Origin of the sequence: Pontibacter pudoricolor, from assembly GCF_010092985.1 — a bacterium.
Taxonomy (GTDB): domain Bacteria; phylum Bacteroidota; class Bacteroidia; order Cytophagales; family Hymenobacteraceae; genus Pontibacter; species Pontibacter pudoricolor.
In genome coordinates, this window is sequence record NZ_CP048106.1 from 1,950,541 (window position 1) to 1,974,734 (window position 24,194).

19 protein-coding genes and 1 riboswitch are annotated in these 24,194 nt (G+C 45.3%); of the genes, 12 read left to right on the plus strand and 7 right to left on the minus strand.

Going from position 1 to position 24,194, the window contains the following annotated elements:
- Window positions 1–14: 14 nt before the first annotated feature.
- From GSQ66_RS08410 to lysA, 4 genes are all read left to right on the plus strand, one after another.
- The gene (locus tag GSQ66_RS08410; RefSeq protein ID WP_162427064.1) at window positions 15–1,214 is read left to right on the plus strand and encodes a beta-ketoacyl synthase N-terminal-like domain-containing protein; all 1,200 of its coding nucleotides are present in this window, start codon (window positions 15–17) and stop codon (window positions 1,212–1,214) included.
- A 302-nt stretch (window positions 1,215–1,516) separates the two neighbouring features.
- Window positions 1,517–5,830, plus strand: coding sequence for a T9SS type A sorting domain-containing protein (locus GSQ66_RS08415; RefSeq protein WP_162427065.1), 4,314 nt, complete (start codon window positions 1,517–1,519; stop codon window positions 5,828–5,830).
- Between the two features lie 146 nt (window positions 5,831–5,976).
- On the plus strand, window positions 5,977–7,287 hold the full coding sequence (locus GSQ66_RS08420; RefSeq protein WP_162427066.1) for an aspartate kinase: 1,311 nt from the start codon (window positions 5,977–5,979) through the stop codon (window positions 7,285–7,287).
- An 11-nt stretch (window positions 7,288–7,298) separates the two neighbouring features.
- Entirely contained in the window at window positions 7,299–8,441 is a 1,143-nt protein-coding gene (gene lysA, locus GSQ66_RS08425) for a diaminopimelate decarboxylase (protein WP_162427067.1), read from the plus strand.
- An 80-nt stretch (window positions 8,442–8,521) separates the two neighbouring features.
- Here lysA and GSQ66_RS08430 read toward each other — a convergent pair whose 3' ends face one another.
- From GSQ66_RS08430 to GSQ66_RS08445, 4 genes are all read right to left on the minus strand, one after another.
- Complete coding sequence (locus GSQ66_RS08430; protein ID WP_162427068.1) at window positions 8,522–9,190, minus strand: hypothetical protein; 669 nt, start codon at window positions 9,188–9,190, stop codon at window positions 8,522–8,524.
- A gap of 171 nt (window positions 9,191–9,361) precedes the next feature.
- Window positions 9,362–10,612 (minus strand): homoserine dehydrogenase, encoded by a 1,251-nt coding sequence (locus GSQ66_RS08435; protein ID WP_162427069.1) that lies wholly within the window; start codon window positions 10,610–10,612, stop codon window positions 9,362–9,364.
- Entirely contained in the window at window positions 10,593–11,654 is a 1,062-nt protein-coding gene (metX, locus tag GSQ66_RS08440; RefSeq protein WP_162427070.1) for a homoserine O-acetyltransferase MetX, read from the minus strand. Before metX ends, GSQ66_RS08435 begins: the two co-directional genes overlap by 20 nt.
- Before the next feature lie 262 nt (window positions 11,655–11,916).
- A complete protein-coding gene (locus GSQ66_RS08445) occupies window positions 11,917–13,245 on the minus strand; it encodes an O-acetylhomoserine aminocarboxypropyltransferase/cysteine synthase family protein (protein WP_162427071.1) in 1,329 nt (442 codons plus the stop codon).
- A 267-nt stretch (window positions 13,246–13,512) separates the two neighbouring features.
- Window positions 13,513–13,620, minus strand: a riboswitch (SAM riboswitch).
- 263 nt (window positions 13,621–13,883) lie between these two features.
- On the opposite strand from GSQ66_RS08445, the gene GSQ66_RS08450 reads away from it, so the two are divergent.
- From GSQ66_RS08450 to trpS, 8 genes are all read left to right on the plus strand, one after another.
- Window positions 13,884–15,350, plus strand: a complete 1,467-nt coding sequence (locus GSQ66_RS08450) for an SDR family oxidoreductase (RefSeq protein ID WP_162427072.1) — start codon at window positions 13,884–13,886, stop codon at window positions 15,348–15,350.
- Between the two features lie 199 nt (window positions 15,351–15,549).
- The gene (locus tag GSQ66_RS08455; RefSeq protein ID WP_162427073.1) at window positions 15,550–16,497 is read left to right on the plus strand and encodes a phosphoribosylaminoimidazolesuccinocarboxamide synthase; all 948 of its coding nucleotides are present in this window, start codon (window positions 15,550–15,552) and stop codon (window positions 16,495–16,497) included.
- A 55-nt stretch (window positions 16,498–16,552) separates the two neighbouring features.
- A complete protein-coding gene (locus GSQ66_RS08460; protein ID WP_162346346.1) occupies window positions 16,553–16,930 on the plus strand; it encodes an STAS domain-containing protein in 378 nt (125 codons plus the stop codon).
- Window positions 16,931–16,945: 15 nt separating this feature from the next.
- Entirely contained in the window at window positions 16,946–17,872 is a 927-nt protein-coding gene (locus GSQ66_RS08465; RefSeq protein ID WP_162427074.1) for a ribonuclease Z, read from the plus strand.
- Between the two features lie 125 nt (window positions 17,873–17,997).
- A complete protein-coding gene (locus tag GSQ66_RS08470) occupies window positions 17,998–18,792 on the plus strand; it encodes a queuosine precursor transporter (protein ID WP_162427075.1) in 795 nt (264 codons plus the stop codon).
- 25 nt (window positions 18,793–18,817) lie between these two features.
- Window positions 18,818–19,738 (plus strand): ketopantoate reductase family protein, encoded by a 921-nt coding sequence (locus tag GSQ66_RS08475; RefSeq protein ID WP_162427076.1) that lies wholly within the window; start codon window positions 18,818–18,820, stop codon window positions 19,736–19,738.
- Window positions 19,739–19,978: 240 nt separating this feature from the next.
- A complete protein-coding gene (locus GSQ66_RS08480) occupies window positions 19,979–20,893 on the plus strand; it encodes an EamA family transporter (RefSeq protein ID WP_162427077.1) in 915 nt (304 codons plus the stop codon).
- A gap of 120 nt (window positions 20,894–21,013) precedes the next feature.
- Complete coding sequence (gene trpS, locus GSQ66_RS08485; protein ID WP_162427078.1) at window positions 21,014–21,988, plus strand: tryptophan--tRNA ligase; 975 nt, start codon at window positions 21,014–21,016, stop codon at window positions 21,986–21,988.
- Between the two features lie 95 nt (window positions 21,989–22,083).
- Here trpS and GSQ66_RS08490 read toward each other — a convergent pair whose 3' ends face one another.
- The 3 genes from GSQ66_RS08490 to GSQ66_RS08500 all read right to left on the minus strand — a co-directional run bounded on the left by GSQ66_RS08490 (window position 22,084) and on the right by GSQ66_RS08500 (window position 24,164).
- On the minus strand, window positions 22,084–22,461 hold the full coding sequence (locus GSQ66_RS08490) for a hypothetical protein (protein ID WP_162427079.1): 378 nt from the start codon (window positions 22,459–22,461) through the stop codon (window positions 22,084–22,086).
- Window positions 22,462–22,603: 142 nt separating this feature from the next.
- Complete coding sequence (locus GSQ66_RS08495; RefSeq protein WP_162427080.1) at window positions 22,604–23,521, minus strand: hypothetical protein; 918 nt, start codon at window positions 23,519–23,521, stop codon at window positions 22,604–22,606.
- Window positions 23,522–23,576: 55 nt separating this feature from the next.
- Entirely contained in the window at window positions 23,577–24,164 is a 588-nt protein-coding gene (locus tag GSQ66_RS08500) for a hypothetical protein (protein WP_162427081.1), read from the minus strand.
- Window positions 24,165–24,194: the final 30 nt, after the last annotated feature.

Genomic DNA, 24,194 nt, shown 5'->3' on the forward strand with positions numbered 1-24,194 from the left:
ACTTTTGCAAAGGTTTGAAGGCAGAAAAGCAACATATTGTAATCAAAGGCTGCGGCGCTATTTCTCCGTTGGGCCACGATGCGCAAACTATAGCACAAGGCTATAGTTCCGGCAAACCTGCTTTCAAAACTATAGTTCATCAGGAAAAACCCACTCCGGTTGCTGCCTTACCCGATACCACCGAACAGCAACTACAGGCGCTGCTGCAAACCAACCCCAACTATAAACACCTTGATCGGTCGGTTTTAATGGCAGTATATGCCGCACGGCAGGCCGCAGAGCAGGCAGGTTGGTTACAACATAATGCTGCAGATCACGACCTGGGCGTTAATATCGGGTCATCGCGCGGGGCAACTGGGTTACTGGAGCAGCATTTCACCAATTTTCAGCAGGATAAATTAACTTCAGGCTCCTCTCCTACTACTACACTGGGTAACTTATCGAGCTGGGTGGCGCATGCCGTAAATGCTGGTGGCGTGCAAATAAGTCATTCCATAACCTGCAGTACCGCATTAATGGCCGTGGCCAATGCTACAGCCTGGTTAAAAGCGGGCATGGCCAAACGCTTTCTTGCCGGCGGCACCGAAGCCCCGCTTACCGATTTCACCATCGCCCAGATGAAAGCTGTGGGCATTTACTCTAAACTATACGACCAGCCTTTCCCCTGCCAGCCTTACGCCACTGCCAAGCAAAACACGTTTGTGCTGGGCGAGGGTGCCGCTGTATTTGCCCTGGAACTGGTTCCTGAAACCGACCTGCAGCCAGGCTCTATAGTTGTAGAAGCTATCGGCCTTGGTTTTGAGCCGATCAAAAGCAAGACAGGAATCTCAGCCGAAGGTCTGAACTTTCAGCAAAGTATGCGCCATGCACTAAACCAGCTGACTGACCATGACCAACGAGTAGACCTGATCATCACCCATTCGCCAGGAACTATAGCTGGTGATGCGGCAGAACTACTTGCTATCCAGAATGTTTTTGAGAGAACTACACCGCCTATCACCACAAATAAACACCTGATCGGTCATACACTGGGTGCATCCGGCGCATTAAGTTTGCAGTATGGTATGTTTATTTTAAATAATCAGCAGCTTTCTCTTTTCAACTATCCTATAATTATTCAACCTTCCGCATTGGCTCCTAACTATGGCCGCGTACTTATAAATGCTGCTGGTTTTGGTGGAAACGCAACTTCTATAGTTTTAAGACAGTTCTAGCATTACTACCTGTTTATAATTATTCCCCTATCATACCTGATAATCAAGGGTATACCACCTAACATATTCTTGAAAAATACATACTCATTCTTTCAATTAAGAATTCTTTTTTGCCATATTTGCACCTCCATTTAGGATGATATTAATAATTGCATATAACTATAGTTTTTAAAAATACAGTGCTTTTATAAAATTGATACAATTTCTAGTTGATTGTATGCTTAGTATCTGCTTCTGTTTACTCCGCTCCTCACACAAAATAAAACTGTTAAAACCTTAGTTTTCAATTCCTTTTAGCCAAAATGAATAAAACTTTACGTGACGCTTCGTTAAGCAGTCTGTTACTGCTTTGCTTTATATTTATTACTTCGTATGCTAATGCCCAAACTCCTGGTCTTATTTATAAGATCGCGACAAACGGAGGCAATAAGGTTCTGGACCCTAACGGCGATGGCTATGTATCAAAAACCAATTTAGGTTTTCAGCTTGTGGGCGGAAACAGGTTAGATGAAGGACCTGAATACAGTGAGATCCCGTATCGTCCGTTTCCGGTTTTTATGGACGAACCTTTGGCTGACCTTAAAACCGGGGGCAGCTATGGCCACACAGACTTCGCTCCAAAAGTATATGCAAACGGCAAATTGGTTGGGTCCCCGATGGCATCGTATTATGATGGCAAAAATTTCCTGTTCCGGGTTAGGCTGGCGGGTCAGTCTACTGCTTCAAAAGGCTACAGTATTCTTATAGATACAAACAATACGTTAACGGGTACAGGTATTAACCCCGGTTTTGAGTTTGAAGTACTGCTTGCAACTAATTTTGATGTACGGGTCTATGACTATAGAAGCGATCCAAACGGTACCTTAATTTTTAGCGGTTCCGTCGATCAGTATTCTCAGAAAGCAATAGCGGGGTCAACAGGCGGCGGTGACGCAGATTACTTTTACGATTTTTATGCTCCCATATCCGCATTTGCCGGCGGCATTACCGATTCTACTCCCCTACGAATGACCGGTGTAACCGTAACCAGCGCCAAGAGCGGCATTTTTGGCGTTGCGTCGGATTTAGGGGGCGTTGATGATAACGCTTACTCAGGCACTCCTATAGTTGACATCTGGAAATCGATCATCACCAATACTCCTATTTCTACTCCGACAGATATTAAGGATACGGGTTTTACAGCAGTTACGGCCTCAGCGCCAAAAGTTAACAGCCCAATTTATGCTAACAGCACTTCCATATCAGGGTCATCAGGGGAGGCGCCAGGTTCAGTTATTACTGTTTATAAAAACGGAATACAGCTTGGTACTACAACTGTGGGCAGCAACGGGTACTGGTCTTTGAGTTTAGGTACAGTTACTCTTGCAGTAAATGATGTAATAACAGCAACTGTAAAACCTACGGATAAAAGTTTGTCTCCCGCTTCGAATACGGCTATAGTTCAAGCGAAGACATTCTGCAATGTAACTCCACCAATAATGAGTATTATTAGTGGTAATAAAGGCTTTACAGGGCAGACAACTGAGCCCGGCACAATAAATATTTACCTGGATAACTCTCCTAATCCCCCAACAGTAGTCGCCTCAGGCTCCTTTACCACAAATGTTACCTGGACACTAGAATTCGCCAAATCTGGCCAGTCTATAACTTCAGGAACTTATTATTCCACTTTTACTCCTCAGAACTCAAGTAATTGTGAATCATTGCCCTCAAATCAAATCTGTGCCACAGGAGGCACAGGTAACGGCTCAACATCGACAGCTCCAACTCCAACCCTTACACAGGGTACATTAACCCAGACAAATCTTACATTAACCGGTACATCAACAATCTCAAATGCAACAATAATCATCTATAAAAATGGTTTAGAAATCGGAAGAACATCTTCGTCTTCTACGGCGACAAACGGTTCCTATGCATGGACATTTGTTTATAATCAAACAGTAAATCACGGAGAAGAATTTTACGCCAGAACATTAATTACAACTCCATGCAATACAACGTCAACTAAATCAGTCTCCTACGTAGCAACAGTTATCTCTTCTTCCCCAACTATAAGAGGTACTTATTGTGGTTTAACTACAAATGTCAACGGAACATCAACTGAGGCTGCCGGAACAACTATAAAAGTGTTTGTGAATGGAGCTGAAGTTGGCCAGACAACAGTAAATGCTTATGGAAGCTGGTCATCAACTATAACAGGCCAATCCTATGGCACAATAACGGCAACGGCTACTGCTCCAAATAAAAGCGTAAGTGCCCCATCTACAGGTGTTACTATAAATTCTATTCCCAGCAATACAGGTTTACTAATAACCGGCACATCAACGGGTACTACTATCTACGAAGGCAGCACTTCTGTAACTGGAAACGCGACAGGTATAACTAATGGCTCTGTCATTACTTTATATATAAACGGAGCTCCATACGTTGATAAAGACGGAAACAAAATTTACGCTACTGTAGCAAGCAATAATTTTATATTCTCCAATATATCTCCTTTTGAGTTATTTGCAGGCGCAAAGCTAACCGTAACAGCCAAAGCCAATACCAGTGCCATCTGCGAGAGTGCTCCATCAGCTTTAGTGACGGTAGCCTGTAATCCTATAACATCCAGTTCCACCACTACACTTACAGCAAATCCAATTTGCCCGGGTACGCCAGCTTATATTAATCTATCTACTACCGAGGCGGGCGTAATTTATAATATATACAAAGTTGATGGGAGTACCTATACCCAGTTCGGGCCTTCTGTGCTTGGCACCGGTAGAGCCATTACGTTACAGTCAGATCCGATAACTATAAGTGGCACTAAGTTACAGGTACAAACCATTAAAGTTGGAGCAAATTGCCAGAGTGCTGTCGGCAGCCCATTAACTGTAGACCTATACCCTGCTGTACCAAAAGACTTTACCGTTACGGCCAGTCCTGAATCATCTTCCTGTGCAAATATTAGCACTACTATAACCGTTGTTGCTGCTCAAACAGGCTATTCATATCAACTTATCATTAACAACAGCACAAAGGATAAGATCGGAGCGCCAATAATACCAATTGCTAATGGCAATATCTCATTTCCGCAGGTTATAGTATCTAAAACAACTACTTATGGTGTTGTGATAACAGGCACAACATCTGGCTGTGTAGCTGAGAATACGATTCTTAAAACTATAACTATAAGTGGAGGTCCGGATGTAAACAGAGCTGTAACTGCCAATAAAACTATAGTTTGTGCTGGTTCTGCTGCTGGTGTTACCATTAGTGTTGCTACTGAAAACACCTATACCTACAAAATTTTCCAGCAAACCAGCCCGACAACTGCAGTCCAGATCGGTAGCTCTTTTACTGGAAACGGCAATACGATAGTTACTGCCCTAAACAATAATTTATTTGCAACAGCCGGCATTAAGGACTTTTATGTAACAGTTAGTAGCGGAACATGCACGGACCTAAAAATGACCAACACTGTAAGCATAACTGCAACAGATGGCACTAACACAGTTTCTGCAGGCGATGATGCCACCACTTGTGGAAGCACGTATACGCTAGCAGGCAGCAATCCTGCACCAGGTACAGGGCTTTGGACTGTTGTTGCTAAACCAGCATTAGCTTCAAACCCAACCATAACATCTCCTGCTGCATATAACTCAACTATAACCGGGCTGGTATCGGGAAGCTACACATTCCGATGGACAGTTACATCTGGTTGCTCCGGCGCAACTTCTGATGAGGTTACTGTTACTGTTAACTGCTTTGCAGAATATAGCTTGGCAGGCAATAAACCTATTCCGGATTATGTGAACGATGAAATAATAGGCACCGTAACGGATCCGGAGGGAATACAGTCTGCCCAGCTTGTAGCAGGCAAGGGCTCGTTACCACCCGGTATAAAGCTAAATACAACGACTGGAGCACTTTCGGTTTCTGATAGATTAAGCCTGGCCAGCAACAACTATAACTTCGTGATCAGGGTAACAGACAATGTTAACAGAACTACGGATATACCACTTGCCTTAAGATTCTATAGTTCGAGCATACGCCCAATTGATATCACCCCTCTGCCAGTTGAACTTGTTTCGTTTACCGCTACCACCGACATAAAAGGTGTTGTATTACAGTGGATAACGGCATCGGAACTGGATAACGACAGGTTTGAGATCGAGCGCAGCGAAGACGGAAAACTGTTCAGCAAAATAGGTATGGTAGCCGGAAACGGCACCAGCAGCCGCAAAATACGGTACAGCTTTACTGACACCAAACCACTTCCGGAAGTTAGCTACTATAGGTTAAAGCAGGTGGACTTTGACGGTACACACAAATACAGCAAGATCATCAGCGTTAAAAATAATGCACTCACAGCCAATACTATTTTAGAGGCATACCCAAACCCGTTCTCAAATAAGCTGTCTGTAACTATAACGGTGCCGGCCAGTGAGCCAGATGCAACACTTATACTTTATAACCTGCAGGGCCGCCGGTTGCAAACTATAAAAACTGCCCTCGAAAAAGGAATAAACAGTTTCGAACTGGATACGCATCAACTGGCAAGTGGCGTTTACATTATCAGAATAACAGGTAACAGCTCCGACGTATCTGCTAAAGTGTTGAAAAAGTAGACCTAACCACTATACTATCATCAGAAAGGCCGGCCTCTAAAGCCGGCCTTTTTATTTAATTGTGACCTCGTCTATACTTAAAACCTGCATAGTTTTTCATAATTTTGTAGCTACCTGAAAATACAATTTTACACGCAAGCTTTTAAATGAAAGTATTAAAGTTCGGTGGCACCTCGGTAGGGTCTGCTGAAAGAATGAAGAACGTTGCGGACCTGATCTACAACGGCGAACCAAAAATTGTGGTGCTGTCTGCTATGTCGGGCACTACGAACAAGCTGGTGCAAATAGCTGAAACGCTGTACCAGAACAAGAACGAAGACGCGAATGCGCTGATTGATGCGCTGCATGATAACTATAAACAGGTTGTAGAAGTGCTCTACACCACTCCCGAAAAGAAACAGCAGGCAAACGAACTGATAGCTCATCATTTTGATAACATCAGGGCATATACCCAGGACCTGTTCACTATACATGAAGAGCGTGCTATACTGGCGCAGGGCGAATTGCTTTCAACGGCTTTATTCCAGTTTTTCCTGGAAGAGCAGGGCATTCCGTCTGTACTGTTGCCGGCACTTAACTTCATGAAAATAGATGAGAACGAAGAGCCTGACGCTGCTTACATCGCCAGGAACATCAGGACGGAACTGAAGAAGTATCCGGACACAAAGCTTTTCATTACACAGGGCTATATCTGCCGCAATGCTTTCGGGGAAATAGATAATCTGAAGCGTGGCGGTTCTGATTACTCTGCTTCGCTTATTGGAGCTGCTGTTGATGCTGATGAGATACAGATCTGGACGGACATTGACGGCATGCACAACAACGACCCGCGCATCGTAAAGAACACCTATCCTATTGCGGAATTATCTTTCGACGAGGCGGCTGAGCTGGCTTACTTTGGCGCTAAAATCCTGCACCCGAGCAGCGTATTGCCAGCCAAACAGAAAAACATACCGGTTCGCCTGCTAAACACCATGCAGCCTGAAGCAAAAGGCACACTTATTCACGGCGAAACCTCGGGTGGAGGCATTAAGGCAGTGGCTGCGAAAGAGGGCATTACAGCTATCAAAATTAAATCAGGCAGAATGTTGCTGGCCTATGGTTTCCTGCGTAGCGTGTTCGAAGTGTTTGAACGCTACAAGACTCCTATTGATATGATCACGACTTCGGAAGTGGCTGTTTCTATAACGATTGACAACAATAAGTTTCTGAACGAAATCGTAGCTGAGCTGAAGGAAGTGGGCCAGGTAGAAGTAGACGAGAACCAGACCATCATTTGTGTAGTAGGTGATTTTATAGCCGAAAAGAGCGGGTCAGGTCTTCGTATTTTCGATTCGCTAAAAGATATACCACTGCGCATGATCTCTTACGGAGGCAGCAAAAACAACATCAGCCTTCTGATTAATACCACTGATAAAGTAGAAGCGCTAACCAAACTGAACGAGGGGATCTTTTAAGGAACGCGACCATGCTGAAACAACATTTACAGGAGCTGCAGCAGCATGCTACTCCTTTTTACGCATACAATTTAGACCTCCTTCGCCAAACACTGAAAAGTGCCGGCACTGAGGCAGCAAAATTCAATTACCACGTACATTACGCCTTAAAAGCAAACGCAAACGCACCCGTACTTGCCGAAATGCTGCATGCCGGCTTTGGAGCCGATTGCGTAAGCGGCAATGAAGTGAAACGAGCTATTGAGAGCGGGTTTAAACCAGAGAACGTAGTTTTTGCAGGCGTTGGCAAGTCCGATGCCGAGATAAACTATGCCCTGGACCAGGACATTTTCTGCTTTAACTGCGAGTCGAAGCATGAACTGGAAATACTGAACGAACTGGCTGCAGCTAAAGGCAAAACTGCCCGTATAGCGCTGCGCATCAACCCAAATGTGAACGCCAATACGCACAAGTACATTACAACGGGACTGGAGGAAAACAAATTCGGGATAAATGCCTGGGAACTGGAAAGCGTACTGGATCTGCTGAAAACGTTACCAAACATCGCGTTGATCGGTATTCACTTTCACATTGGGTCACAGATAACAGACCTTACCGTTTTCAAGAACCTTTGCACGCGCGTTAACGAGTTCCAGGAGTGGTTTGTATCACGCAACATTAGCCTGCAGCATATTAACGTGGGTGGCGGACTTGGGGTAGATTACTATAACCCGGACGCAAACCTGGTGCCCGATTTTGAAGCTTATTTCGGTCTGTTCAACCAGTTCCTGGAAGTACGCCCAGGCCAGGAAGTCCATTTCGAATTGGGCCGTTCGCTGGTGGCGCAATGCGGTACGTTGATCTCTAAAGTACTGTACATCAAAAAAGGCATTACTACCAATTTTGCCATACTTGATGCCGGTATGACCGAACTGATCCGCCCTGCGCTGTACCAGTCTTACCACAAAATAGAGAACCTGACAAGCGACAAAGCCGAAGAACGTTACGATGTGGTTGGCCCTATTTGCGAGTCGAGCGACTGTTTTGGAAAAGCTGTTATGCTACCCGAAACCAACCGCGGCGACCTGGTAGCTATCAGAACTGCTGGTGCGTATGGCGAGGTGATGGCATCTGGCTATAACCTGCGCGAGAAAGCTGAGGCAATTTATCTATAGTTGCGGCTAAACTATAGATCATAAAAAAGGTCCGCCCCCATAGTTTGGAGGCGGACCTTTTGCATTTGATTAATCTGTAACTATAGCGCAAGAATAAAATCAGGGGTCGCATGCGAGATTCCTTTCCGGCCTTTCAGCAATTCAGTTAATTCCAGCGCATTGCCTTTTGATCCTTTTGTTACCCGCAGCATATACGAATCTGCTCCCAGAGGTCCAATCAGTTCAGCGTTATAGTTGGCTGCCAGGTCTTTCAGAGCAGCTATTCCGCTGGCATCCGCTTTAACCATTACTTCGTTGCTGAGGCCAACTGCCTGGTTTCCGTCAACTATAAAAGATGGACCTGCATACTTAATGGCATTATCTTTTTTCAGTTCGCGTATAGCCTGTTCTGTCTGTGCGCAATTCAGTCCGTCAGTTAAATTCAAGGTAAACATCATACCGGATTGGCCGGCACGCTGGCTGAGCACCCCTGTTATAAACCCGTATTTTCCGATCACCTGATCGCGTTGTGTCTGTGTCAGCTCATTGTTAAACGCAACTATAACCTGGCTTGTGTTTATAGTTCCGAGGCTCCTGAGTTCTGCGCCCGCACTGTAACTATAGTTTATGCAGGGGTCTGCTATTTTCATAGGGTTCAGGAGCTTCGGATCGAAGCGTACATTCCGTATCGGAGAAACGTTATCCTGCTTGCATCCTGCAAGGCCGAAAACAGTAAATATTAGTATAAGCAAGGGTAGAATAGTTTTCATAGTCATAGTTTTTCAGGTCAAAGTATATCCTTGTTGTACGTATAGTTACAAGTAATAGCCATGCTCCTGTTCCACTATTTTAATACTATTCCAAGCCAGACCTCTTTATATAATACAATAAACTTATCCCAATGATTGCAGCAAATATTATTATCCCTAAAACCTTACAAATCAGCTGTAAACCACTGCCTCATTCTCGCTAAATTTCAGTGCAATATCCATAGCCTGTTCGGCCGTAATCTCAGCTATAAATATTTGTTTACCTGCCAGATAGGAACTGATATTTTGCAACTCGCTAACAGGTAAAATAGCCGTAAAATATATTGCCTCTCCCGTTTCCTGAACCTTTACAAGGTTTTCCCAATTTGCTTCCGGCAAAGAGCTGTCTGCAGGGCAACGCAGGTAAATGTCAATTTTCTTATCCTGATTTAATGCTATGGTTTTAACTGCTGTTTTAGGGTACGAATACCGGTAGCCCGAGAGTGCTGCCGAAACATCGGCCCAGACGGCTGAACCTGTCGGGCGGCTGCCCGCTCCGAGGCCTTTTATAAACTGCTGTCCTGCAAAAACCGGGTCTATAGTTACACCGTTGGTTTCGTTCGTAACATGGTATAGCTCCTTCTGATCTGTAACCAGTGTTGGCAGTACGCGAAGGCTCAGTTCATCCTCCGGGTTAACCTCTGCCGAAGCAACTAACCTGACCCGCGCATTTATAGTTTTAGCAAACTCCAGGTCTTCTTTCCGCACGGTATCAATGCCGAAACGCAGGATCTGTTCTGGCGTTATAGTTAGCCCAAAGGCATGAGCCGTTATCAGGCACAATTTGTTTACCGAGTCAAAACCACCTACATCTAACGTAGGGTCCGTTTCGGCAAAGCCCAGTTCCTGGGCCTGTTGCAGCGCTAAACTATAGCTCAATCCTTCCGACTCCATTTTAGAAAGGATAAAGTTAGAAGACCCGTTGAGGATACCGCTTACCTGCTGCAATGGCTCCGAACTATAGTAGCTTTCCAGTGTCCGGATGATGGGGATGCTGCCGCCTACTGCAGCTTCGTATAAAAGTGTACCGTTATAGTTGTGCTGTAGTTCAATCAGCTCCGGAAGGTGCGAGGCCAGCATTTTTTTGTTTGCCGAAACGATCGTTTTACCCGCTTTCAACGCCTGCGTCACGATACTATAAGCTTCGTCTGCATCGCTGATCAGTTCGGCAAATATCGTGATGCTTTCATCCTGCAATAAATCCTGCGGGTTATAGGTAAAAGTGGATGCAGGCAAACTACGTGGCTTTTCTTTATCTTTCACGCAAATACCGGCCACTTCTATACCTGCCTGTTCTATCGTTTGCAGCACATCGTAAAGTCCCTGCCCTACGCACCCAAAGCCAAATATGCCAATCCTGCTATTAGACTGTATGTTGCTCATAATATCGTTCGTTTATAGTTTCAGTTTGATAAAATTTTCGGATCGCTTTGGTCAGTTGATCAGTTTCCACCAAAAACCCGTCGTGGCCATAGTTGGATTGCAGCAAAGCGAATTCAGAACCTGGCACCTGTTCATGCAGAAATTGCTGCTCTTCCACCGGGAAAAGCAAATCGGTATCGACGCCCACAAAAAGCGTTTTTGCCTTCAGATGATGTAAGGCTTTCTCTACACCGCCCCTGTTTCGGCCAATGTTATGCGAGTCCATGGCTTTGGAAAGCAGCCAGTAGGTGTAAGAATTAAAGCGCACGGCAAGTTTCTCGCCCTGGTAAACCTGGTAACTGGCAGCTCTGTAGTTGTCGGTGATGCTGTTGCCCGGTTCCTGTTGCGTTAGTTCATAACTGTTGTAATGCCGGTACGAAAGCATAGCGATGGCCCTTGCCGTTTTTAACCCCTGCTGGCCTGCTGTTTCACTATCATTGGCCCAGGTCGGGTCCTGGCGAATGGCCATGCGCTGGCTTTCGTTAAAGGCAATTCCCCAGGCTGAATGGCGCGCGTTAGATGCTACATGTACCAACCTTTCAAACACGTCCGGTTTCTGAAGCGTCCATTCCAATGCCTGTTGTCCACCCAGCGATCCACCTATCAGCGTATGTACCTGCTGCAAACCCAGTTCCTGCCGCAACAGGTCAAAAGCCCCCACTATATCGCGGTTTGTAAGCTGCGGAAAACTATGAAAATAAGGCTGCAGCGTGTTTGGGTTAACCGAAAGCGGACCAGTAGAACCATAACAGCCGCCCAGCGTGTTAGCGCAAACTATAAACCAGTCTTCAGGGTCGTATAGTTTGCCCTCGCCGAACAAGCCGCTCCACCAGTCGGTAAAATCAGAACTGCCGGTCAGGGCATGGCATACCCATATCACGTTGTCGCGCTTTTGGTTTAACTGGCCGTAGGTAGTATAAGCAAGCTGGAAACCGGGTAACGTTAACCCCGACTCCAGGCTAAACTCCTGCTGATAATGAAATGTATGCTGTTGTGTGGACATGGAAATTATTTTTTATGCGTTGCTGGCGCGAGTTTGTAACTCGTGCCCAACTATAGCGTGGGCATCTCGCCTGTGTAAACTCTTGCTGTTCCGGACATCCTTGTCCGGAACTTAACCTGCTGCGGACTTCATAGTCCGCGTTATTTGTAACATGGGGATTCGGAAATCCCCGGCAGATAGCTTTCAGACACAGATGTCCGAAAGAGCGTTTGTAGTTAAAGTCTCGGGTTACAAACCCGCGCCAGCGAAAGGGTATCGTTTTTTAATTAAGCACAGACTCTTCAACCGCCTTTTTAACAGCTGCAAAAGCCAGTTCGAAATCTGCTTTTATATCGTCAATATGTTCGATGCCGAGCGACACACGCAATAAGGTTGGCTCTACGCCTGCGCCTAATTGTTCAGCATCTGATAGTTGCTGGTGCGTGGTAGATGCCGGGTGAATGATCAGCGTTTTCGCATCGCCAACGTTGGCCAGGTGGCTTACCAGTTTTAAATTATTTACAAAAGTTTCGGCCTGTTCTTTATCGCCTTTCAGTTTAAAGGAAAGTACGCCGCCAAAACCGCGTTTCAGGTATTTCTTTGCCAGTTCATGGTATTTACTTGATTCCAGGCCCGGGTAGTTCACACTTTCCACCAGCTCATGCTGCTCCAGCCACTCGGCAATTGCCTGTGCGTTCTGCACGGTTCGTTCTACTCTCAGCGAAAGTGTTTCCAGGCCTTGCAGCAACAGGAAGGAGTTGAACGGGGAAATAGCAGGACCAAAATCACGCAAACCTTCTACCCTCGCTCTGATAGCGAAAGCGATATTGCCAAACGGTCCGTCTGCCCCGAAAACCTCCCAGAAGTTAAGCCCGTGGTAGCCTTCCGATGGTTCTGAGAACTGTGGAAATTTGCCGTTGCCCCAGTTAAAATTACCGCCATCTACAATCACACCTCCGATGCTGGTGCCGTGCCCGCCAATCCATTTGGTAGCAGACTCCACCACCACATTGGCGCCATGCTCCAGTGGCCTGAACAGGTAACCACCAGCCCCGAAGGTATTATCCACCACCAGCGGCAGGTCATGTTTCTGAGCCAGTGCAGCTATAGTTTCAAAGTCCGGTATGTTAAAGCGCGGGTTGCCGATGGTTTCCAGGTAAATGGCTTTGGTGTTTTCGTCAATCAGTTTTTCAAAGCTCGCCGCATCATCGCTGTCAGCAAAGCGGGCCTCTATGCCCAGGCGCTTAAATGAAACCTTGAACTGGTTAAAAGTACCGCCATACAGAAAGCTGCTGGAAACAAAATTATCGCCGGCCTGCAGAATGTTGGTTAGCGCAATAAACTGTGCGGCCTGCCCTGATGACACCGCTACTGCCGCTACGCCCCCTTCAAGGGCAGCAACTCGCTTCTCAAATACATCGGTGGTCGGGTTCTGGATACGGGTGTAAATGTTACCGAACTCCTTCAGGGCAAACAGGTTGGCGCCATGCGCTGCATCCTTAAAAGCGTAGGAAGATGTCTGGTAGATTGGAACGGCGCGTGAGCGTGTGGTTGGATCAATTTCCTGGCCTGCGTGTAGTTGTAGTGTTTCGAAACGATGTGTATTAGACATGATTTTTCTGTTTAAAAAGTATAAAATGAGTTGAGTTGCGGAAAGCAAAAGGATGTGCGGTTATAGCAGTGAGGCTACAGGTATAAACCTGCAGAAGCCTGCGGGGCACAAATGGTTCAGGAAGCTAAAAGATTAGCAGCAGCAACAACAGGTCTGCATTCGCATGAGCCTGAAGGCAAATAAATGAGAGAGTCCGGGTAGTTGGGCTACCGGATAAAATACAAAATGAAGTAGTGTTAGCTTAATTCCCTTTTTCATGTTCTTATCAATTTATAGTCATCCGGGTCTTCCGGATTCAGGAATTAGCACCTTAACCATAGGGGTTAGGTTGCTAGCGCTTCACAGAGCCTGTCTCTCCACGCTTCTTTATAAATCAATAACCGCCAGGGATCATTGACTTGATGATGCAAACTTAGACTACCTTTACTCAAAAAACAAAATTATAGATGAATATTTTTTAAATAATTTTCCAGATCCGGCTTTTTACACACTGATTACCTTAAACTTACATCATAAAAAGTTAATTTAGAATCGAACTATAAACGGAAGTTTATTTTCAAATTCAAACTATAAAACTAACTGAACATAGCCTATAGTTTGCTGTTGCTATGTTAGCGCACACTACTAAAACAACCTATATGAAGATACTTTTAACAGGCGCAAACGGCTATATCGGCAGGCGGATTTTACCCGTTCTCGTGGAGCAGCAGCATGAGGTGGTATGCATGGTGCGCGACCCAAGGCGTTTCGAACTGCAGGACACTCTTAAGGATAAAGTACAAATTATTAAAGGCGACCTGCTGCAACCTGAAACACTTGATGCTTTACCCAAAGATATAGACGCGACCTATTACTTAGTGCACTCTATGGGCGGCCACGGCAGCGACTTTGAAAAAGCAGAACAGATATCAGCTGAAAATTTTGTCACTTATCTGGACAGTACCAATACCAAACAGATCATTTACCTGAGCGGCCTTTCCAATACCACACATTTATCAAAGCACCTTTCCTCCAGGCGTCATGTTGAAGATATTCTGGACAAGGCAAAGGCTCATTTAACCGTACTTCGCGCATCCATCATCATCGGTTCCGGTAGTGCATCTTTTGAAATCATCCGTGACCTGGTTGAGAAATTACCTGTGATGATTACTCCGCGCTGGCTCAATTCCCGCTGCCAGCCAATTGCCATCCGGGATGTTATTTTTTACCTCACAAATGCTCTGGGCAACCCTGCCTGTTACGACCAGCGCCTGGAAATTGGCGGGCCCGATGTGCTGACCTACAAGCAAATGCTGGAGAAACTGGCAAAGGTGCGCCACCTGAAACGCTTTATTTTTACAGTGCCGGTTCTTACTCCCAGGCTGTCGTCATACTGGCTTTATTTTGTTACCAGTACCAGTTTTTCCATTGCACGCAGCCTGGTAGAGAGTCTGCGGAACGACACGATAGTTCAGGACGACCGCATCAAACAACTTATTTCCCATCAGAATTTAAACTACGAAGAAGCCATCCGGCTGGCTTATGCTAAAATAGAGCAGAACATGGTCATATCGAGCTGGAAAGATGCTTTGGTAAGTGGCACGATGCGGCTTAATTATATGGATTTTGTACAAATCCCGGAACACGGCTTACTTACTGATAAACAGCTTGTTAAAATTGAGCAGGACGCGGCTATAGTTCTGGAAAACGTCTGGAGCATAGGCGGCAACCGGGGTTGGTATAAAACTGATTTTCTGTGGGAGATACGTGGCTTGCTTGATAAAATGGCTGGGGGCGTTGGTCTTAAAAGAGGCCGCCGTCACCCGACAGAGATCAGGGCCGGCGATACGATAGATTTCTGGCGCGTACTGGTAGCAGATCGTGAAAAGCAGCGCCTGCTGCTATATGCTGAAATGAAAGTACCCGGTGAAGCCTGGCTGCAATTCAGGATAGTTCGTAAACCGGATGGTGCCTACTTGGAGCAACTGGCCGCCTTCCGGCCAGACGGGCTGCTGGGCAGACTGTACTGGTACGCCATGCTGCCTTTCCATTTTATTATTTTCAGGGGCATGGTGCGTAACATTGCACACCACATGCCGGCTGCCTTGCCGAAGGCCAATGTATAAAAAGTTTCAAATACATTAAATAATACAAACTATAGGTTTTAAAATATAAAACTTTCACTATATCTGTGAGTATACTAGCCCAGGATTATTTAACCGTAACTCATAAAGTTTGCTGTTACTCCTCAGGAAGTACAGCTATAAAAATTTTTGCCCTCTGAAAATAAAGCTAACTTTGCTCTCCGATAAACCAAACGCACTAATGGAGGCCATTAAAGAAACTAACTTCTCCTTCACCGGCCAGACCGGTTTTTACAGGGGCAAAGTTCGCGACGTTTATTATTTTAACGACAGGCTGGCTATAGTTGCCACCGACCGGATCTCTGCTTTTGATGTGGTACTGCCACGTGCCATCCCCTACAAAGGGCAGGTACTGAACCAGATCGCCAGCATCAACCTGAAAGCTACTTCCGATATTGTTCCGAACTGGGTAATTTCGTCGCCGGACCCTAATGTAACGATTGGGGTGCGCTGCGAGCCATTTAAGGTAGAGATGGTGATACGCGGGTACCTGGCAGGCCATGCGTGGCGCGAATACAAAGCAGGCAAACGCATACTTTGCGGTGTAGCATTACCAGATGGCCTTCGCGAGAACGACAAACTTCCTGAACCGATTATTACGCCTACCACTAAAGCCGACGAAGGCCATGATGAGGATATATCGCGGGAGGAAATTTTAGCAAAAGGCATTGTAAATGAGCAGGATTATCTTAAATTAGAGAAATATACGCAGGCACTTTTTGCACGTGGTACCGAACTTGCCGCACAAAGAGGACTGATACTGGTAGATACCAAATATGAATTTGGTAAACAAAACGACCAGATATTTCTTATTGATGAAATCCATACGCCAGACTCGTCGCGCTATTTCTATAGTGAAGGCTATAGTAACCGACAAAAGCATGGTGAACCACAGAAGCAGCTCTCGAAAGAGTTTGTAAGGCAGTGGCTCATAGAAAATGGATTTCAGGGGCAGGACGGACAAATAATTCCGGAAATGACTGACGAAGTGGTTGATAATATCTCGAAACGCTATATAGAGCTATTTGAAGTATTTACGGGCCATTCGTTTGTAAAAAGTGATTACCATAATGCTCTTGAGCGCATACAAGGCAGCGTGGAACAAAACATTTTTAGCGCAAAAGATTAGATTTTTTAATGTATATTTTGGTACATTCGCATTTGAATCCTTTACTGGCAGACCTATGAAGTACACGATTGATAAGAAAGAGAACTATACTATAATCACAATAGACGAGAAAAAGCTGGATACTTCAATTGCTCCGGACCTTAAGTCTGAGTTTGTGAAGCTGAACGCTGAAGGGATCACCAACCTGATTCTAGACCTGAACAACGTAAAATACACTGATTCATCCGGACTAAGCTCTATCCTGATCGCTAACAGACTATGCAACTCATCAAACGGTTTGCTTATTCTTACCAGCCTGCAGGATCACGTAATGAAGCTGATCTCTATCTCTAAACTGGAGTCGGTTTTAAACATTCTGCCTACTGTAGAAGAAGCTATTGACCGTGTGTTTCTGCACGAAATTGAGCAGGACCTGACTAACAAGGAAGACTAAGTTTAGCCGCCGGACGTGGATTTCGAACTCAGAATATTGGGTAGTTCGTCGGCCACACCTTCGGCAAACAGACATAATACCGCACAGGTACTTACCATTGGTAACCAACTGCACCTGATTGATTGCGGAGAAGGTACGCAAATGCAGCTGATGCAATACAAAATAAAGCATCAGCGCATTTGCAATATCTACATAAGCCACCTGCATGGCGACCATTACTTTGGGCTGGCAGGCTTATTATCTACCATGCACCTGCAGGGCAGGCAATCCCCTCTTCATCTTTTTGGCCCTCCCGGCCTCTCCGATATCTTAAGTCTGCAGTTCCGCTACTCGGGTACCAACCTGAACTATAAGCTCATTTTTAATGAGCTGGATACGACGTGCTACAAAAAGATATTCGAAGACAAGCAACTGACGGTACACACCATTCCGATGGAGCACCGGGTGCCAACGTGCGGCTTTATTTTCAGGGAGAAACCTAAAGCACGCCCACTCATAAAAGAGAAGCTGCCGCCTTACCTTACACCACCACAACTGGTGCGCCTTAAATGGGGAGAAGACATAAACGATGAACAGGGCAACCTGCTGCTGGCAAACAAAGACGTTACCCTGGAGCCAAAACACAGCCGAAGCTATGCCTTCTGCTCCGATAGCCGTTATAAACCAGATCTGCTGCCTTACCTCCACCATATAGACCTGCTTTACCACGAAGCTACTTTCCTGAGCGACATGGAGGAGCGCGCGAAGCATACATTCCATAGTACAGCCAAACAAGCTGCCCGGATGGCCGCAGCGGCAGAAGTCCGGCATTTGCTCTTAGGGCACTTTTCGGTGCGCTACAAAGACCTTACCCCCCTGCTAACCGAAGCCCGGGAAATTTTTCCGAATACTGACCTCGCTATTGAAGGGAGTATTTTCAGTGTGCAGGAGCAGCATCGCTAGTCTTCTCTAAACTATAGTTATAATTCCCCTTCAACCCGGCAACATTAGTTATGCTGGTTTGTTTAAGCAGCTATTAAGCTTAAATTTACTACCCCATTAACCTGCACCAACTATAGACCTGACCTATGCCCACCACTGCTACAACCCTGGAGAAGAAAAAAACAACCCTCTTTCTTGTACTGAGCGGCATTTTTCTGGCAAACGCGCTGCTGGCGGAGCTTATTGGTGTAAAGATTTTTTCGGGCGAAGCACTGCTGGGTTTGCCCGGTGCGCAGTTAAACATACTGGGCAGCAAACTCGATTTTAACCTGACAGCCGGTGTTATTATCTGGCCGGTTGTGTTCGTTACTACCGATATCATAAATGAATATTTCGGCAAACAGGGCGTTAAAAAAGTAAGCATTCTGACAGTTTTACTGATACTATATGCCTTTCTGGTAATAACTATAGTTACCGGTCTGCCGCCGGCAAAATTCTGGGTAGAGCTCAACAGTACCGATCCGCAGGGCAATCCTTTTAATATTGACTTTGCTTTCAACTCAATTTACCGCCAGGGCCTGGGCATTATCATCGGTTCGGTAGTAGCTTTTTTAATTTCGCAGTTGCTCGATGCCTCGGTGTTCCATTGGTTGCGCAAGTACACGGGCAGCAAAAAAATCTGGCTCCGCGCTACAGGGTCAACATTGGTATCGCAGCTGATTGATAGCCTGGTAGTGCTGTTCGTTGCTTTCTATTTATTCGGCAACTGGTCTATGGAGCTCGTGCTTTCTGTAGCGGCAATCAACTATATCTACAAATTCTGCATTGCTATACTTCTTACCCCCGTTTTATACCTGGCTCATTACCTGATTGATAGCTATCTGGGGCACCATAATGCGGATGTACTGATTGAAAATGCCGCTGTAGAAAGCGAAACCTAGTTTTAAACTATAAATTAAAGCAAGAATGATAAAGATTGCGATAGCAGGTATTGGTGGTGTTGGTGGATATTTTGGAGGCCTTTTAGCTAGCTATTACCAGAACTCAGATGAGGTGGAAGTATACTTTATTGCACGTGGCGAAAACGAAAGTACCATCAGGCAACAAGGTCTGAAAATAAAAACTCCGGGCTCAACTTTTACGGCTACACCTAAACTTGTAACCTCTGATCCTACTCAAATTGGGGAAGCAGACTTACTTATCTGCTGCACAAAAAGCTATGACCTGGAGCAGAGCATAACCCAACTAAAACCCTGCATCGGCAAACAAACAGTTATACTTCCGCTGCTAAACGGCATCGACAGCTACGAACGAATCAAGACAGTTTATCCGGAGAACGAAGTATGGGAAGGCTGCGTTTATATTGTTTCCAGGCTCACCGAACCAGGGTTGGTCACTGTAACCGGCGATGTAAATGCTTTATTCTTTGGCTCAACGAATGGTACAGAAGCCAGGCTCGAATCCGCGCTGCAGCTATTTACAGATGCCGGTATCAAAGCAACTTTATCTCAAAACATACAGCAAACTATCTGGGAGAAATATCTGTTCATTTCAACTATAGCTACGCTCACTTCTTACCTGAACACCAGCATTGGTGGTATACTGGCTAAAACGGAAAACATGGATCTGCTCCATTCCCTGCTGTCGGAGCTTAAACAGGTTGCCAACGCGAAAGGCATTGTGTTTCCGGAGAATAGTACCAATGCCATAAAAGAAAGGATGGCAAAGCTGCCTTACGAAACTACTTCCTCTATGCATACCGATTATCAGAAAGGTAAAAATGCAGAAGTTGATTCCCTAACCGGCTATGTGGTGAAGCTTGGCAAGCAGCTGAATATACCCACTCCAACGTACGAAAAACTATACACAGCGCTCAAAAACAAATAGCACCCTACAGGTGTTAAGCTATAACACAGGATAAATTATTAACTATTTTTTGATTCTAAAAAAACTTGGGGTATGTTTGCACCCCGATTAAAAATAATGACTGCACATTTAGCACATACACAAATATTTATCACAGGCTACGTTCTGCACGACCTGTAAGAGTACCCGGCTTACCCGCTTTGGGGCACTTCCGCCCTATCTCTAGTTAAATTTTTGTTTACTCTTTTAAAAGGCACTTCCATGTTCAGAGGAATAGCTTTTGTGCTGCTCGGCGCATGCAGTTTCGGTATACTTTCGACGTTCGTAAAATTAGCATATAGCGAAGGCTTTACCTTGGGTGATGTAACTGGCACTCAGGTATTTTTTGGGTTGATTATTCTTTGGGTGATCGTGCTGTTGCGCAGGCTGTTTAATGGCCGTGGCAACAGTGCATCGCTTAAGGAATCCCTCCAGCTTATTGCCATGGGTACCACCACAGGTTTGGTTAGCATTTTTTACTATAAATGCGTGCAAACGGTACCGGCCTCTATCGCCATTCTTTTGCTCATGCAATTTACCTGGATGAGCTTACTCCTAGACTCCATCATAAAACGCAAATTACCGACCTTACTACAGGTTGGCACAGTAGCAATGATTTTGCTGGGCACCTGTTTTGCCGGCAATCTTTTCTCCGGTTCTTTCCAGGATATCAGTTTGGCCGGTGTTGGTTTTGGCTTACTGGCTGCCCTTTGCTATACTTTCTTTTTAATGATAAATGGTGCTGCTGGCAACTCGTTACACCCTGCCACTAAAAGTGCGCTCCTGTTAACTGGTGCCTGCATTCTTGTTTTTACCATCTTCCCGCCGGTTTTCCTGGTAAACGGAGCCTTACTAAACGGACTGTTTAAATGGGGACTTGTGCTGTCGGTTTTCGGTACAGTAATACCTCCGCTTTTCTTTTCCTATGGCATCCCGAAGATTGGTCTTGGGTTGAGCGCTATACTAAGCTCTGCAGAGCTTCCGGTTGCTGTCATGATGTCCAGTATTGTATTGCAGGAACAGGTTGTTACAGTGCAGTGGTTTGGCGTGTTGCTAATTCTTTCTGCTATAGTGCTGTCAAACCTTAACTCGTTGCGCAAACAAAAGAGGCGGGTGCCCCAGGCAATACAAGCTTAGCTATAGTTTGTAACGGCGTTAACTATAGTTACAGCTTTAAACTATAGTTGTGTTACTGCATTTTTAATGGGCATTTTCGGCTATTTAGATTAATTTGCAGCTTTAACGCAATTCTCTATTATGGCACGATACCTTACCGGAATCCAAAGCACTGGCCGACCACACCTTGGCAACTTACTAGGCGCTATTTGCCCTGCAATTGAGTTCTCTAAAATATCAGATCAAGAAGCTTTATATTTTATAGCTGACCTGCATTCGCTTACAACCATTCGTGATGCGGAAGTTTTAAAACACAACACTTACTCTGTAGCAGCAGCCTGGCTGGCCATGGGCTTAGATACGGACAGGCATATACTTTACCGCCAGTCGGATGTGCCGATGGTAACCGAATTAAGCTGGTACCTGAACTGCTTTGCTCCTTTCCCGATGCTGGCCAATGCACACTCTTTTAAGGACAAATCGAGCCGACGCGGCCTTGCTGATGTAAATGCCGGTTTGTTTACGTACCCTGTGCTGATGGCTGCAGACATTTTGATGTACGATGCCAATTTTGTACCCGTAGGAAAAGACCAGATACAGCACCTGGAGATTACACGCGACATTGCCAGCTCGTTTAACCACATTTACGGCGAAACCTTTGTACTACCGGAAGCCAAAACCGACGATGCCATTATGACCATACCAGGCATAAACGGCGAGAAAATGAGCAAATCGTACGGCAACATCATCGATATTTTTGAGGCAGACAAGCCACTGCGCAAAACTATTATGAGCATTGTAACAGACAGTACGCCACTGGAAGAGCCAAAGAATCCGGACGACGATACCACTTTTGCGCTATACCGCTTACTGGCATCACCTGAAGATGTGGAAACCATGCGTCAGAATTATATAACCGGTGGTTACGGTTACGGCCATGCCAAGCAGGCGCTTTACGAAACCATCATCAGCAAATACAGCAAAGAGCGCGAGCTGTTTAACTACTACATGAACAACCTGCCTGAACTGGACAAAAAACTCCGGGAAGGTGCCGAAAAAGCGAAGGCTATTGCTACACCTGTTTTGCAGCGTGTGCGCCAGAAATTAGGTTACTAAACTATAGTTTGATCATAAAAAAAACGGGCAGCTGAAGATTTCAGCTGCCCGTTTTGCATTTATAGTTGTGCCGGTTTTATAGTTACCAGCTATGCTTATTTCTGGGTTAATGGTGCCCCAACAGGAATTCCGCAATCGTGGCCCGGCTGACCGTGAGGCGGGTTAGTACCCGGTGCTACCGTTTGTGAACTGGTTGAAGGCGTAAAGGCGGGCACCGAAGTTGGTGCAGTCAGGTTCGGTTTTGGAGGCGAATCCAGCGGAGCGCCAACTTCAATATCGCAACGGTGGTTTGGCTCGCCGTGTGGCGGATTTAAACCAACTGTGGTTGCCGGCGTTGCAGCCTGGTTTGGTGTGGTAGCAGGAGCTGTTGCAGCCGGTGATGTAGCTGTAGTGTTTTCCGTTTTAGCGGAATCAGAGCAACTCATCAATCCAAAGAATAAAGCTGCTACTGCTATCTGCGATGTGATCTTCATATAAATTATTTTTGTTTTGCGGAATTGTTTAGTTCGTATTTTATCTGCCTATAGTTTAACTAAGCACCAAACTTAAATCAATATACGGATAAATACTGATAAGGCACACTGAATCAACAGCATACTAATTACAGCTTAACACTTATTTGATCTCAATAATTCGTTCTTCGAAAGCTAAAGCTCCTTCGGTTGTAACTTCTTTGGTTTCCCGGCTAAAAATGATCCAACCAGAACCGTGAATGCGGGCATCTGTAGTGGTATTGTTCTGCAGTGTTGGAAACTTATCACGGGCAGGAAAAGGGGTTCCTGCTTTAACAGCATTTTGCTTCAGAAACGCATAGGTAACATCTGTCAGCTCTTTAGAATCAATCGTTTGCCACATCCTGAGAATGGCATTATTATCTTCCGCGTTTATCTCGTCAAGCAGAATAGTAACTTCGGAGTTAAAAGGCTTACCTCCCAGCAGGTTTGTTATGGGCAGGTTTCCGTTAACTTCTTCGCCAAGTGCATAGTTACCACCGTGATAGGTATAAAATTGCTGTACATCTTTTATCGCCTGCGCCTGTATAGCCTCCTTGGTAGAAAACATGCTCTCAACTTTAGCTACTACTTCATCTATCTGGGGAATATGTTTAAACTCCTTGCGAAGTAACCCAGTCGTTTTTTTGATCTCGTCGCGTATTTCTTTCCAGTTCACAACCTCCTTGAAAGCGCCCATTTCATTTGTCTTAATGATCACTTTCATATTCTCTGAAATTCCAGCCAGCTTTCGTGCAAACGGATTATCAGTACCTGGGTTGATGTTTCGGTAAAGCCATTCTATCGTATAGGAGTTAGCAGTGGAGTCTGTTATAGTTATATCAACTTCGTAGGTAACGAACTCGCGCTGGGTCGTATCTGTGCCAGAAACCCGGTATTTCTCGTTGGTGATGATGTAAGTCTGTGTTTCGTTTTTGTCCCAGTAACCAATTACCTGCACTGTAGAATCTTCCAGGTTGATCTGGGCAAATGCGGTGAAGGAGGCGAAAAAGGGAAGTGCTAAAAGTAAAAGTTGTTTCATGAAAGGGCAATCTAACAGGTTGGTCTATAGGAGCAGTAAGTTACTTTATAGTTGACTACTTTTTTAAAGTAATAGCAGGAAGCTCAGTAGCGATCATCTCGTTCATATAGTTGGTCCTGTCGGTTTTCAGGTTCTTCAGGAATGGGATAACGGCATCACCGTAGCTTCTGTTGGAATAGGCATACACCAGAATAGCTTTCTTGCCTGCTCCGGTTTCTATTTGTTTGTAGCGGTAGACATTAAATTCGGCTATAGTTACTTTATCGTTTTTGTTTTCGCTTACAATAAAGTCAACTATAAACTCTTTGCCGTCCGGACTTTCATTTACCTGGTAATTGCAAAGCTCATCGGTTTGCTTCCGTTTCTTCAGCTCCTGCACTTTCAGGGCCACAGCCTCCTCAGCAGCTATGTCTGTATCCAGCACATGGATGGTCAGCATCTGGTTAAAACTTGCAAGCTTCTCTCCTTTTGGCAGGTATTCCTGTATGTAGTAAATATCGCTGGGCTTATCTGTCCAGGCCAGTTCAAACTTAGTTTTGTTAAACTTCAGTGGTCCTTTTACTGACAGCCTTTCTACACTGTTATTGGATACAAAAGTGAAGGAGAAAAAGAAAATAGATACGATGAGTAAAAGTTGTTTCATGGGTATAGGGTTAGAAACTATAGAAATAGG

Coding starts and splice junctions, on each gene's coding strand:
- GSQ66_RS08415 (WP_162427065.1), top strand. CDS start 1,517: ATGAATAAAACTTTACGTGACGCTTCGTTAAGCAGTCTGTTACTGCTT.
- GSQ66_RS08420 (WP_162427066.1), top strand. CDS start 5,977: ATGAAAGTATTAAAGTTCGGTGGCACCTCGGTAGGGTCTGCTGAAAGA.
- lysA (WP_162427067.1), top strand. CDS start 7,299: ATGCTGAAACAACATTTACAGGAGCTGCAGCAGCATGCTACTCCTTTT.
- GSQ66_RS08430 (WP_162427068.1), bottom strand. CDS start 9,190: ATGAAAACTATTCTACCCTTGCTTATACTAATATTTACTGTTTTCGGC.
- GSQ66_RS08435 (WP_162427069.1), bottom strand. CDS start 10,612: ATGAGCAACATACAGTCTAATAGCAGGATTGGCATATTTGGCTTTGGG.
- metX (WP_162427070.1), bottom strand. CDS start 11,654: ATGTCCACACAACAGCATACATTTCATTATCAGCAGGAGTTTAGCCTG.
- GSQ66_RS08445 (WP_162427071.1), bottom strand. CDS start 13,245: ATGTCTAATACACATCGTTTCGAAACACTACAACTACACGCAGGCCAG.
- GSQ66_RS08450 (WP_162427072.1), top strand. CDS start 13,884: ATGAAGATACTTTTAACAGGCGCAAACGGCTATATCGGCAGGCGGATT.
- GSQ66_RS08455 (WP_162427073.1), top strand. CDS start 15,550: ATGGAGGCCATTAAAGAAACTAACTTCTCCTTCACCGGCCAGACCGGT.
- GSQ66_RS08460 (WP_162346346.1), top strand. CDS start 16,553: ATGAAGTACACGATTGATAAGAAAGAGAACTATACTATAATCACAATA.
- GSQ66_RS08470 (WP_162427075.1), top strand. CDS start 17,998: ATGCCCACCACTGCTACAACCCTGGAGAAGAAAAAAACAACCCTCTTT.
- GSQ66_RS08475 (WP_162427076.1), top strand. CDS start 18,818: ATGATAAAGATTGCGATAGCAGGTATTGGTGGTGTTGGTGGATATTTT.
- GSQ66_RS08480 (WP_162427077.1), top strand. CDS start 19,979: ATGTTCAGAGGAATAGCTTTTGTGCTGCTCGGCGCATGCAGTTTCGGT.
- trpS (WP_162427078.1), top strand. CDS start 21,014: ATGGCACGATACCTTACCGGAATCCAAAGCACTGGCCGACCACACCTT.
- GSQ66_RS08490 (WP_162427079.1), bottom strand. CDS start 22,461: ATGAAGATCACATCGCAGATAGCAGTAGCAGCTTTATTCTTTGGATTG.
- GSQ66_RS08495 (WP_162427080.1), bottom strand. CDS start 23,521: ATGAAACAACTTTTACTTTTAGCACTTCCCTTTTTCGCCTCCTTCACC.
- GSQ66_RS08500 (WP_162427081.1), bottom strand. CDS start 24,164: ATGAAACAACTTTTACTCATCGTATCTATTTTCTTTTTCTCCTTCACT.